Source organism: Actinacidiphila oryziradicis (assembly GCF_005047355.1).
Classification (GTDB): Bacteria; Actinomycetota; Actinomycetes; order Streptomycetales; family Streptomycetaceae; genus Actinacidiphila; species Actinacidiphila oryziradicis.
On the sequence record NZ_SUMC01000159.1, the window covers coordinates 1 to 12,241 of the forward strand.

The 12,241-nt window shown below is 68.9% G+C and carries 10 protein-coding genes and 1 pseudogene; 7 read left to right on the plus strand and 4 right to left on the minus strand.

Annotated elements, in window-relative coordinates; genetic code table 11:
• From FCI23_RS50810 to FCI23_RS50830, 5 genes are all read left to right on the plus strand, one after another.
• Positions 1-1,832, plus strand: a 1,832-nt coding sequence (locus FCI23_RS50810; RefSeq protein ID WP_211265840.1) for a discoidin domain-containing protein, incomplete at its 5' end; no start/stop codon positions are given.
• Positions 1,833-1,886: 54 nt separating this feature from the next.
• On the plus strand, positions 1,887-2,987 hold the full coding sequence (locus FCI23_RS50815; RefSeq protein ID WP_136730751.1) for an enolase C-terminal domain-like protein: 1,101 nt from the start codon (positions 1,887-1,889) through the stop codon (positions 2,985-2,987).
• A 92-nt stretch (positions 2,988-3,079) separates the two neighbouring features.
• A complete protein-coding gene (locus tag FCI23_RS50820) occupies positions 3,080-4,471 on the plus strand; it encodes an ABC transporter substrate-binding protein (protein ID WP_136730752.1) in 1,392 nt (463 codons plus the stop codon).
• Positions 4,468-5,403, plus strand: a complete 936-nt coding sequence (locus FCI23_RS50825; RefSeq protein ID WP_136730753.1) for a carbohydrate ABC transporter permease — start codon at positions 4,468-4,470, stop codon at positions 5,401-5,403. Before FCI23_RS50820 ends, FCI23_RS50825 begins: the two co-directional genes overlap by 4 nt.
• Positions 5,400-6,314, plus strand: coding sequence for a carbohydrate ABC transporter permease (locus FCI23_RS50830; protein ID WP_136730754.1), 915 nt, complete (start codon positions 5,400-5,402; stop codon positions 6,312-6,314). The genes FCI23_RS50825 and FCI23_RS50830 overlap by 4 nt, the downstream gene beginning before the upstream one ends.
• Before the next feature lie 317 nt (positions 6,315-6,631).
• Here the strand turns inward: FCI23_RS50830 and FCI23_RS50835 are convergent, their stop codons facing one another.
• Both FCI23_RS50835 and FCI23_RS50840 read right to left on the minus strand, forming a co-directional pair.
• The gene (locus FCI23_RS50835; RefSeq protein WP_136730755.1) at positions 6,632-7,309 is read right to left on the minus strand and encodes an FMN reductase; all 678 of its coding nucleotides are present in this window, start codon (positions 7,307-7,309) and stop codon (positions 6,632-6,634) included.
• Between the two features lie 27 nt (positions 7,310-7,336).
• Positions 7,337-8,434, minus strand: coding sequence for an LLM class flavin-dependent oxidoreductase (locus FCI23_RS50840; protein WP_136730756.1), 1,098 nt, complete (start codon positions 8,432-8,434; stop codon positions 7,337-7,339).
• 188 nt (positions 8,435-8,622) lie between these two features.
• Between FCI23_RS50840 and FCI23_RS50845 the strand changes: the two are divergent.
• Positions 8,623-8,991: pseudogene (locus tag FCI23_RS50845) on the plus strand (pirin-like C-terminal cupin domain-containing protein); the annotation flags it as partial.
• Complete coding sequence (locus tag FCI23_RS50850; RefSeq protein ID WP_136730757.1) at positions 8,906-9,352, plus strand: OsmC family protein; 447 nt, start codon at positions 8,906-8,908, stop codon at positions 9,350-9,352. The pseudogene FCI23_RS50845 and the gene FCI23_RS50850, both read left to right, overlap by 86 nt.
• Before the next feature lie 27 nt (positions 9,353-9,379).
• Here the strand turns inward: FCI23_RS50850 and FCI23_RS50855 are convergent, their stop codons facing one another.
• Both FCI23_RS50855 and FCI23_RS50860 read right to left on the minus strand, forming a co-directional pair.
• Positions 9,380-10,573, minus strand: a complete 1,194-nt coding sequence (locus FCI23_RS50855) for a lactate 2-monooxygenase (RefSeq protein WP_136730758.1) — start codon at positions 10,571-10,573, stop codon at positions 9,380-9,382.
• Between the two features lie 53 nt (positions 10,574-10,626).
• On the minus strand, positions 10,627-12,093 hold the full coding sequence (locus tag FCI23_RS50860; RefSeq protein WP_136730759.1) for a cellulose-binding domain-containing protein: 1,467 nt from the start codon (positions 12,091-12,093) through the stop codon (positions 10,627-10,629).
• Positions 12,094-12,241: the final 148 nt, after the last annotated feature.

Here is a 12,241-nt window from a genome sequence, read left to right on the forward strand (position 1 = left end):
ACCCGGGCAACTCCGGTGTCCCGGTCTGGACCACCCCGACCACCAGCCAGAACAATGTGGTCAGCGACAACGAGATCAGCGACATCATGAAGCTGCAGGCGGACGGCGGTGCCATCTACACGCTGAGTTCCGACCCCGGCGGCGTGGTCTCCGGCAACTACATCAACAGCATTCCGACCCCGGCCTACGGCGCGATCTACCAGGACGAGGGCAGCCGGTACTGGCACCTCACTAACAACGCGTTGTGCAACGTGTCCTACCAGTGGCTCCTGATGAACCACGGCATGGACAACACGGTCGACTACAACTTCACCTCCCAGCCCGCGTTCACCACGCAGGCCAACAGCACCGGCGACACGATCACCGCCAACACCACTGTGGACGGCTGCGGTCAGCTGCCGGCCTCGATCGTCGACAACGCCGGTCTCCAGGCGCAGTACCAGCACCTGGACCCCGACCCGGTGAGCAGTGACCAGACGGCGCCCACCGCCCCCGGCAAGCCTTCCGCGGTGACGGACTTCCCGACCGTCGCCGACCTGAGCTGGCCGGCGTCCACGGACAGCACCGGCGTCACCGGATACGCGGTCTACCGCGACGGCAAGCTGGTCAGCGCCTCCACCGACCCCAAGGTACGCATCCCCGGCCTGACGGCGGGCACGACGTACTCCTTCACGGTGACCGCACGCGACGCGGCCGGAAACGAGTCCCAGCCCAGCGCGCCGGTTTCGGTGACCATGCCGTCCGGTGGCGACCTGGCCCTGAACAAGCCGGTCACCGTCTCCTCCTACTCCGATCCCAACACTCCCGGGCTCGCGGTGGACGGCGATGTGTCCACCCGTTGGGCGCAGGGGCTTGGTCTGCCGGACCCGTCCTGGGTCCAGGTGGACCTCGGTGCCCAGTACGGTGTGACCGGCGCCATCACCACCTTCGAGAAGGCCGGCGGCTACAAGTACCGCATCGAGGTCTCGCCGGACGAGGTGCACTGGACGACGCTGGATGACCACACCGGCACGGCCACCACTGAGGCGACCAACTACTCCCCGGCCGCCCAGCCGGTCGACGGACGCTACCTGCGGCTCACCGTCACCGGCTCCAGCGGCAACGGCGGCAGCATCTACGAGCTCGCGGCCTACGGCACGGCCCTGCCGCCGAGCACCGACCAGACGGCCCCGGACGCCCCCGGGACGCCGACCGTCACCCCGCTGCTGCCCAGCCTCGCCGATGTGAGCTGGCCCGCGGCCACCGACAACGTCGGCGTGACCACCTATGAGCTGTACCAGGACGGCAAGCGGATCGCCGTCACCGACAAGACCACCGCGCGGGTCAGCGGCCTGAAGCCGCAGACGGCGTACAGCTTCACGGTCGTCGCCCGGGACGCGGCGCTCAACGAGTCCGCCCCGAGCCCGGCCGCGACCATCACCATGCCCGCCGACAACGACCTGGCCCTGAACAAGCCGGTCACCGTCTCGTCGTACTCCGATCCCAACACCCCGGGGCTGGCGGTGGACGGCGATCTGTCCACTCGTTGGGCGCAGGGGCTTGGTCTGCCGGACCCGTCCTGGATCCAGGTGGACCTCGGCAAGGTCACCGCACTCTCCAGCGTGGTCACCACGTTCGAGAAGCCGAGTGGCTACAAGTACCTCCTGGAGTACTCCAGCGACGGCCTGAACTGGTCGACTCTGGAGGACCACACCGGCGCCAACACGACCTCGTCGGCGAACTACTCCTTCGCGGCGTCGCCGGTGTCCGCCCGCTATGTGCGGCTCACTATCACCGGGTCGAGTTACAACGGCGGCAGCATCTACGAACTCCAGGCGTACGGCGGCTTCTGACCGGTAGTCCCGGTGTGCCGCCGGCCTGTCCGATCACCAGAACAGAAAGTCAGCATGAAGATCACTCATGTCGAAGTCCACCGGGTCCATGTTCCGGCGGCCAGTCCTCCCTTCCGCTGGCGGGAGGGGCTGGGTGGCAGTGCTCCGGCGGGCGACGGCGCGGTCCTGCGGATCGGCACGGACGAGGGCGCCGAGGGGGTGGCGCTGTTCGCCCGGCCGGGCGCGGCGGCCATGCTGGAGGACCTGGTGGAGCGGGTCTTCCGCGAGGAGCTGATCGGGCAGGACCCGTTCCGGCGTGAGTGGCTCTGGCACCGGGTATGGGAGCTGGACCGGATCCAGGAGCTTCCGCTTCCCACATTCGGTCTCATCGACATCGCCCTGTGGGACCTGGCAGGGCGGGTGTACGGCCAGCCGGTCTGGCAGGTGCTCGGTGGGTTCCGCAGGGCAATACCGGCGTATGCCTCCACCTCGACGTTCGCGACGACCGAGGAGTTCCTCGACGTCGCGGACCAGTGCCTGGCCCTGGGCTACCAGGGCATCAAGCTCCACGCCTGGGGCGATGCCCGCAGGGACGCGGCACTGTGCCTGGCCCTGCGGGAGCACGTCGGTCCCGACGTGCCGCTGATGTACGACGGCTCGGCGGGCTTCGACCTGCCGGACGCCATCTACCTGGGACGGGCGCTCGCCGGGGCGGACTATCTCTGGTACGAGGAGCCGATGCGCGAGTTCAGCATCAGCGCCTATCAGAAGCTCGCCGAATCCGTGCCCATCCCCCTCCTGGTCGCCGAGACCTCCGACGGCGCCCATATGAACTCGGCCGACTTCATCAAGGCGGGCGCCGCCACCTTCGGGGTGCGGGTGGGCACCACCTTGCGCGGCGGGGTCACCGGAGCGATGCGCACCGCCCACCTGGCCGACGCCTACCGGATCCGCGCCGAGGTGCACGGCTCCGACATCCCCAACCACCACCTGTGCATGGCGATCTCCAACACCACCTACTACGAGTCCCTGGTGACCGCGAGCACGGTCCGCCGGGAGCGCCACGTGGACGACCAGGGCCTGGTGCACGCCCCCACCGGCCCCGGCATCGCCCTGCCGCTCGATTTGGAGTACGGCAAGGAACTCCAGCAGTACATCGAGGGCGCCACCACCTGACGACGGCGCCAGCCCGCCGCCCCCGCACTTTCCGCACTTTCCGCAACACCGTCTACACCTCGCCCGCACGTGAGTTACAGAAAGGTACGACCATGAAGTCTCCCGGATTCCTGAGCAGTGGTTCCCGTCGCAGAGCGGCGCGGAATGCCACTGCGGCGTTGTCGCTGTGCGCTGTTACCGCTCTGGCAGGCTGTGCCAGCGCCACGTCCTCGACCGCTACCTCCTCCTCGTCCGGTGGTGCGGCTTTCAAGCCGGTCAAGCAGGACAACGCGTCGCAGATCACTGTCTGGACCGACTCGACCCGGCTGCCGCAGGTGCAGGCGTACCAAAAGCAGCACCCGGGCGTGAAGATGAACGTCGTCACCTATGACGGCAGCGCTGACGGATCGACGTACCTGCAGACGAAGGTGCAGCTCTTCGACCGTACCGGCAAGGGCTGGCCGGATGTTGTCTTCGGCTCGCCCACCGATGTGACCTGGGCGTCGCAGCCGACCAAGCCCAACGCGATCCCGTTCGCCGCCCCGCTGGACCAGAACCTGGTCCCGCAGACGACACTGGACAACTTCGCCAAGGGCTCGCTCACCGCCTGCCAGTCAGGCGGTCACACCTACTGCATGCGCAACGACATCGCGCAGGTGGTGCTCTGGTACAACAAGTCCCTCATGGACCAGTGGCACTACCAGGTCCCCACCACCTGGGAGCAGTACCAGGCACTGGGGCTGAAGGTCGCCAAGGAGCACCCCGGCTACCTGGTCGGCTCGGTCGGCGACACCAACTCCCAGGAGTCCTACTTCTGGTCCAGCCAGTGCCCGGCGTTCCAGCTGACGAATCCCACCACGCTGCGCACTGCCCTGCAGGACCCGAAGTGCACGCGGATGTCGAAGCTGCTGGACTCCCTCATATCGGCCAAGGCCGTCAGTACCCAGGGATTCTTCAGCCAGGGCTTCGCCAAGAACAGCGGCAGCAAGGTCTTGATGGCCAACGGACCCTCCTGGTACGGCCAGTACCTGTTCAACACGGCCTTCAAGACACCGGCCAAGCAGATCACTGCTGCGGCCCCGCTGACCTGGTCCGGTGAGAGCACCGCCGCCACCGGCAACGTCGGTGGCGGCGTCTGGATGGTCTCCTCCCACAGCACCAACCTCAAGGCTGCCACCGACCTGACGACCTGGCTGACCACCTCCAGCGCCAACCAGTCCAAGGCCCCGACCTACCCGGCGTATGTGCCGGCGGCCAAGGCCTGGCTGACCAACCCCGACAACAGCAAGTATTTCGCCACCGACATCAGCAGTGTCTTCCAGCAGGCGGCCGGCGAGGTGTGGACCGGCTGGTCGAACACCAAGTTCAGCGACGCCACCGCCTGGTCCAGTGTGGTGCTGCCGGCCCTGACCGCGGGCAAGACGCTCACCGCGACGCTGCCGGCCTGGCAGAGTGCCATCGCTGATGAGGCCAAGGCCAACGGATACACGGTGACCACGAAATGACCGTGCTGGACACCCGGCACGTCGCCGTCTCCCCGCCCCGCCGCGGCCTTGTGCCGCGGCGGGGCGGCGGTGGCGGGGCGGCCGGCTACCTCTTCGTCGCCGGATACGCGATCTTGCTGCTCGCCTTCGGCGTCTTCCCCACCGGCTACGCCTTCTATCTGGCGCTGACCAACGACAAGGGCCAGTTCACCGGCATCAACCAGTTCCTCAAGGTCGCCCAGGACTACCGGTTCGTCCCCGCCTTCACCAACATCTTGGTCTACCTGGCGATGTGGCTGATCATCCTGGTGGTGCTCACGGTCTTGGTGGCGGTGGTGCTGCGCAGCCGCATGCGCCCGGGGCTCTCGGCGCTCTTCCGCTTCCTGTACTACATTCCCGGCGCGCTGGCCGGGGTGGCCAGCGTCCTGGTGTGGCTGTTCATGCTCGACCCGGACGTCAGCCCGGCCTCCTGGCTGCTGGACTCCCTCGGCCTGCACAGCTTCGCCGCCGTGCTGGCTCCCGGCCACCTTCCGGTGATCTTCTTCCTGATCGCCTTCTGGACCGGGGCGGGCGGCTGGATCGTGGTGATGTACGGAGCGCTGAACAACATCCCCGACGAGGTGCTGGAGGCGGCCAGGATGGACGGGGCCGGGCCCTGGAAGACCGCCTGGCACATCCAGATCCCGATGATCAGGCAGTGGATCGCCTACATGACCATCCTCGCCTTCGCCGCCGGCACCCAGCTGTTCGTGGAGCCGCAACTGCTCCAGACCGCCAGCCTGGGCCGCGTCAGCCCGACCTGGTCGCCCAACCAGCTCGCCTACGTCTTCGCCTTCCAGCAGGGCGACTTCAACGGCGCCGCCGCGATCTCGGTGTTCCTGCTCGCCCTCGGCCTCATCTGCGCCGGCCTGCTGGTGGCCCGCTCGAACCTGTTCACCCTGGACGAGAAATGACACACACCGCAACCGCCGCCCCCACAGCCAACCGGCGCGGCGCGCCCTCGCGGGCGCTCTCGCTCCTGATCATCTGCGTGCTGCTCGCACTGCTGCTGGTCTTCTTCATCCTGCCGGTCATCTGGCTGCTGCTCGCGCCGTCCAAGACCGCCGACCAGATGGTGCACAACTCGCCGCTGTCGTTCGGATCCTTCGGCCAGATCGCCACGGCCTGGAAGCATCTGTTCTCCTTCCAGAGCGGCGCGATGCTGGTGTGGCTGCGCAACTCCGCGGTCTATTCCGGCGGCTCCCTGATCCTCACCCTGGTGACCAGTATTCCGGCGGGTTACGCGCTGGCGTTGACGAAGTTCCGCGGACGCAAGACGCTGCTGGTGATCACGCTGGTCACGATGATCATGCCTTCGGCGACGCTGGTTCTGCCGATCTTCCTGGAGCTCAACCAGTTCCATCTGATCGGCACGGTGTGGTCGGTGATCCTGCCGTTCTCGTTCTACCCGTTCGGTGTCTATCTGGTGTATATCTACTTCGCTACGAGTCTGCCCCGGGAGATTCTCGCGGCTGCCCGTATCGACGGGGCCTCGCAGTGGCAGATTTTCACCCGTATCGCTCTGCCGCTTGCGAAACCCGTGGTGGGACTGGTCGCGTTCTTCAGTTTCGTGGGCAACTGGAACAACTTCTTCCTGCCCTATCTGGTGCTGCCCAACAGTGATGAATTCCCCGTCCAGGTGGGACTGAACCAGCTGCTCTCCTCCACGCCGTCCTTCAACCCCGTCGCCGGCGCGGGACTCAACATCACCATCCCGGAACTCGCCCTGGCGATCATCGTCGCCATCCTTCCCGTGCTGGTGCTGTTCCTCTTCTCCCAGCGCACCCTCGTCTCCGGGATGCTCGCCGGATCAACCAAGGAGTGAAGCGTCGTCACATCTGCGGAGGGCCACCACGAGCAGCGCGTCACGCCTGAAGACGAAGGCATCCAGGGTGATCGGTGCCTCGTCGGCCGCTCGGTGATCCGCTCCACCCCGGCCAAGTCGGACCCGGGTCCAGATGTGGTCCGTGCCGTTGCCGACGTAGGCGACCTGCCAGGCCACCATTGAGGGAGCCCGGCCCGGGGCTGGGGGGCCAGGGCCGGGCGTGCGGTGGGTGGTGCTCAGCGGAGCCAGGTGGTTCCGGCGGAGGCGACTGCGAGGGCGATCACGACGGCGGCGTAGAGGGCTCTGGATCATCGCCGTCAGTACCCATCGTCGGCATCGCCCTGGGCGAAGGCGTGCTCACAGTCGTCGGCTTTCGAGCCGGGTGGGTTCGGGCCAGCGCACGTCGGTGGCCCAACCGAGCCGTTCGAAAAGGCGGATGACGGCGGCGGTCGGATCGATCTGACCGGTCCGGCGAGGCCGTCGGTGCGGGTGTCGCCGCCGGTGCCCCAGTCCTCGGAGGCGGCGTACACGGCGGTGGGTACGACGAGGGCGCGGAGGTAGACGAACAGCGGGCGCATGGCGTGTTCCAGGGCGAGCGAGTGGCGGGCTGTGCCGCCTGTCGCCGCGATGAGCACGGGCTTGCCGACGAGGGCGGTGTTGTCGATCACGTCGAAGAAGGACTTGAACAGCCCGCTGTAGGAGGCGGTGAAGATGGGTGTCACGGCGATGAGGCCGTCCGCCCCCGTCACCGCCTCGATCGCTTCGCGCAGCGCGGCGCCGGGAAACCCGGTCACCAGGTTGTTGGCGATGTCGGTGGCCAGGTCGCGCAATTCGATCACGCGGATCTCGACGGCCCGGGTCCCTCCCTCGCAGCCTCCGCCGCCTCCGGACGCCAGGTGGTGACTGGTCGCGTCGGTCAGCCGGTCGGCGAGAAGCCGGGTCGACGACGGCTGGCCGAGTCCGGCCGAGACGGCTACGAGCTTCAGGGGTTTCATCGTGCTTTCTCCTTCCGGGGTGCGGGGTCAGGCGACCGAGCCGGCGGTGACGGCGTCGCGCCGGGCGATCAGGGCCGCGTGGGTGGGGCCGTCCGGGACCTGGGCGGGCCGGTTCGCGGCGAACTCCTTCCGGAGTACGGGGATGACCTCCTCGCCGAGGAGATCCAGCTGTTCGAGGACGGTCTTCAGGGGCAGTCCGGCGTGGTCCACCAGGAACAGCTGGCGCTGGTAGTCACCGAAGGATTCGCGGAAGGTCAGGGTCTTGTCGATGACCTCCTGGGGGCTGCCGACGGTGAGCGGGGTCTCGTTGGTGAACTCCTCCAGCGACGGGCCGTGCCCGTACACGGGCGCGTTGTCGAAGTACGGACGGAACTCGCGTACCGCGTCCTGCGAGTTCCTGCGCATGAACACCTGGCCGCCGAGCCCGACGATGGCCTGCTCCGGGGTGCCGTGGCCGTAGTGGGCGAAGCGTTCGCGGTACAGGCCGATCAGGGCCTTGAAGTGCTCCTTGGGCCAGAAGATGTTGTTGGCGAAGAACCCGTCACCGTAGTAGGCGGCCTGCTCGGCGATCTCCGGGCTGCGGATCGAGCCGTGCCAGACGAACGGCGGAACGCCGTCCAGCGGCCGGGGGGTGGCGGTGAAGGACTGCAGCGGCGTACGGAAGCGGCCCTGCCAGTCCACCACGTCCTCGCGCCACAGCCGGTGCAGCAGCGCGTAGTTCTCGACGGCCAGCGGGATGCCCTGGCGGATGTCCTTGCCGAACCACGGGTAGACCGGGCCGGTGTTGCCGCGTCCGAGCATCAGGTCGATGCGCCCGTCGGCCAGGTGCTGGAGCATCGCGAAGTCCTCGGCGATCTTGACCGGGTCGTTCGTGGTGATCAGCGTCGTGGACGTGGAGAGGATGAGCCGCTCGGTCCGGGCGGCTATGTGCCCCAGCATCGTCGTGGGCGACGATGGCACGAAGGGCGGGTTGTGGTGCTCGCCGGTCGCGAAGACGTCGAGGCCGACCTCTTCCGCCTTGAGCGCGATGGAGACCATCGCCTTGATCCGCTCGTGCTCGCTCGGCGTCCTGCCGGTGGTGGGGTCGGTGGTGACATCACCGACCGTGAAGATCCCGAACTGCATGTTGCTCCTCACTGCGTCGCTGTTGTTTACTATTCAACCACTGAGCGCTTCGTGGGACCCGCCTATTCCCGCTCCGTGCCGGGCCCGATGTGTGACCGGGGCGACGGGAGGTAAGCCGGAGCAAACCGGTACTCGCAGGCCAGGGCAGCGTAGGAGCCGAGGCGCAGCCCGTCCGTACCGGCCGGCCGGCTCTCTACGGTCCGGGTGATGTGCTGAGCCTCGCCGCCGCGCGGCAGCAGGACAGCCGCACGCCCGGCCTGGAGGTTCTGATCCTCGGCGGTCAGCCCATCCGTGAACCCGTCGTGGAGTACGGTCCGTTCGTGGTGAACACCAAGACCGAGATCATGCGGGCGGTCGAGGACTACCGGGCCGGCCGGCTCGGTGTCATCCCCGCGGCCCACATGCCGCACACCGCGCCCGGCGCCGACGCCGGACCGGCCGGCGCGACAACCGACGAACCGAGGCAGATGTATGGAAAAGACGGATGCTCCCGAGTCCCACGCCGATGCTCCGGCCGCCAAGCGGGTGGCCGCCGCCGTCGTCCACAGCACCGATGAGAACTACCGGGTGGAGATCCGGGCCGGCCGCCACCGGCTGACCGCCGACGAACCCCAGGTCATCGGCGGCGCCGACGCCGGGCCGCCCCCTTTCGGGCTGCTGCTCTCGGCGCTGGGCTCGTGCACCGTCATCACGCTGCGGATGTACGCGCAGCGCAAGGGCTGGCCGCTGAGCGACGTGCGGGTGCGCCTGGGGTACGAGAAGGGCGCCGAGTCGAGCCGGATCACGCGTCGCATAGCCCTCGCGGGGGACCTCGACGACGCGCAGCGGGCCCGGCTGCTGGACGTCGCCGAGCGCACCCCCGTCACCCTCGCCGTGCGCGACGGGGTGCCGATCGCCACCAGCGAGGACCGGGACTGACCTCCCCGATTCTCGGTCGGCCGGTGGTCAGCGGGCGGCGTCGACGAGCGCCTCCGAGGTGAGCTGTCCCGGCGCGCTGTATCCGGACAGGGCGAGGGTGAGCTCGAACTCGGCGAGCAGGGCGCGGATCACGTGCTCCACTCCCGCCTGGCCGTCGAGGGCGAGCCCGTACGCGTAGGGGCGGCCGAGCAGCACGGCGCGGGCGCCGAGAGCCAGCGCCTTGAAGATGTCGTCGCCCGTGCGGATGCCGCTGTCGAAGAGGACATCGATCTGCTCGCCGACCGCGTCGACGACGCGGGGGAGGGCGTCGGCAGCGCCGATGGAGCCGTTGACCTGCCGGCCACCGTGGTTGGAGACGATGACGCCGTCCATGCCGCCGTCGGCGGCCCGGCGGGCGTCATCGGGGTGGAGGATGCCCTTGAGGACGATCGGGCCGTCCCAGTTGTCGCGCAGGAACGCCAGGTCGTCCCAGGTCTTGCTGGGGTCGGCGAACATCTGGACGAAGTGCAGCACCGCGGCGTTCAGGTCCTCCTCCACGGGCTTGGTGAGCCCGGCCCGGAAGGCCGGGTCGGCGAAGTAATTGGCGGTGCCGACGCCGCGCAGGAAGGGCAGGTACGCCTGGTCCAGGTCGCGCGGTCGCCAGGCCAGCAGCCAGGTGTCCAGGGTGACGACGAGCGCGGTGTAGCCGGCGGCCTTCGCCCGGGCGAGGAAGCTGAGCGTGACCTCGCGGTCCTTGGGCCAGTACAGCTGGAACCAGCGCTCGCCGTCGCCCGCCGCCTCGGCGATCTGCTCCAGGGTCGTGCTCGCCGCCGAGGAGGCCACGAAGGGCACCCCCTGCGCGGCGGCGGCCCGCACGGCGGCGATCTCGGCATCCGGGTGCAGGATCGACAGCACCCCTACGGGCCCGAGCGCGAGCGGCGCCGGCAACCGGCGGCCGAGCACGTCCACCGTCAGGTCACGCTTGTGGACGTCGCGCAGCATCCGGGGCAGGATCTGCCAGCGGTCCAGCGCGGCCCGGTTGGCGCGCTCGGTGGTGCCGCTTCCGGCGCTGCCGGCCACGTAGGCGGTCGGCCCGGGGCCGAGCCGCCGCGCGACCATCTCCTCCAGCCGGGTCAGGTCGGTGGGCAGCCGCGGCACGGCTCCGGTCAGTCCGTTGAGGTAGATCTCGAACTGGAACGCCGACCAGTCCTTGGCCGGCCCGCCGCCGGTACCTGTGATCATCGTGTGGTCCCTTCCGCTGGGAATACGACACCCGACCCCAGGTTTACCTCACCTCAGCCGTCGCAGGAGGAGCTGCCGAGACTGAAGGTGGACGGGGCGGAGTTGCTCTTGGACCAGGTGCCGAGGAAGCCGAAGGAGATGGGCTGGCCGCCGGCGACGGCCGCGTTGTAGCTGGCCTGGGTGACCGTGACGCGCGAGCCGCTCTGGGTGAACTCGCCGTTCCACATCTGGGTGACGCGTTGTCCGTCGGGGAAGTCCCAGTGGACCTCCCAGCCGTTGAGGGCCATGCGGGGGGTGATCTCGATCTCGGCCTGGAAACCGGTGTTCCACTGGTTGACCAGGGTGTACTTGCCGGTGCAGGCGGCCGCTCCGTCGTTCGCCGATGCGGTGGGGGACGCGCTGGCGGGTGCGTCCGTCGTTTGCCGGGAGGCGATGCGGGTGGCGCTGCCGGACAGCTGGGCCGAGGGCTTGTCCGTGCCGGACCCGCTCGGTACGGGCGACCCCGGATCGTCGGCCGCGGGCACCGCGGAGTGGCTGCCGGTCGAGGCGGTGCCGGACTGCGGCGCCGAGGTCTGCGCCGAGGTCTGCGCCGAGGTCTGCGCCGATGCCGGGTACGTGCCGACCGCGCCGGTGCTGGCCGAGCCGCCCGGTACGCCGACGAGCGTGATCAGGACGGCAGCGACCGGCACCGCCAGAGCCGCCGCGGTGAGCACCCTCCGGGAGGATCTGGCCTGCGCGCCTGTGCCTTGCGCATAACGGAAGCGGGCCTTCGGCACCCCGACGGCCGTCTCGGTTGCCGCCGCACGGCGCTTCACCAAATACGCCGACCCCTCCCAGCCCAGCACCCCCTCGGCCAGCGCCCGCGGTAACCCGCCCGCGTGCAGTGACAGGCAGGCCGCCGCCTGCGAGCACTCCGGACACCGGTGCAGATGCTGCTTCAGATCGCCCGGCGTTACCGACTGCGGGGTCCGGGTCGCCACGTCCAACAGCCGGGCGTACCCCCGGCACTCGTTGTCCGCCAGCCCCAGCACATGCGCCCGCAGACATGCCTCCCGGAACAGCTCCCGGGCCCGCATCACCTCCGTCCCCGCCCGCGCCGGATCGAGTCCCACCAGCAGCGCTGTCTCCGTCGTCGGCCGTAACTCCACATCCGCGTGCCACAACAGCCACTTGTCCTGCTCCGGCAGATCCTCGAACCCGCCCCGCGCAACCCGCTGCCGCCCCCGGGCTTTCGCGTCCGCCTCGGCGTACAACCAGCTCCGCAGCGCCGGATGCAGACTCCCGCCCGTCCCCTGCGCCTCCCGTTGGGCCGCCGCGTCCCGTACGGCGACCAGCAGCCGTGGCCGCCACGCGAAGTGCGGCCCGTGCAGGGGCTGGTGCTCGCGTACCGCGCGCGGAAACGCCTCCGCGGCGAGGAACGGCGCCTCTTCTGGCGCCGCCGTGCACAGCTCCGCGTAGCTCAGGACGGCTTCCCAATGCTGCGATATCAGCGCTGCCTGGGAAAAAGAGGGGTCAGCCATGAAAGCGCCTTCTCAGCTCATTGAGGAGTTTCCATCCTCAATCCGCAGGTGAGAGGGGCTGGTTTGGGGTTCATCAGGTATGAGTGGGCTGGTCGGCGACCATGATCATCGGGCTTGATCATCCGTCATCGGGTCACCTGGCTGGCGG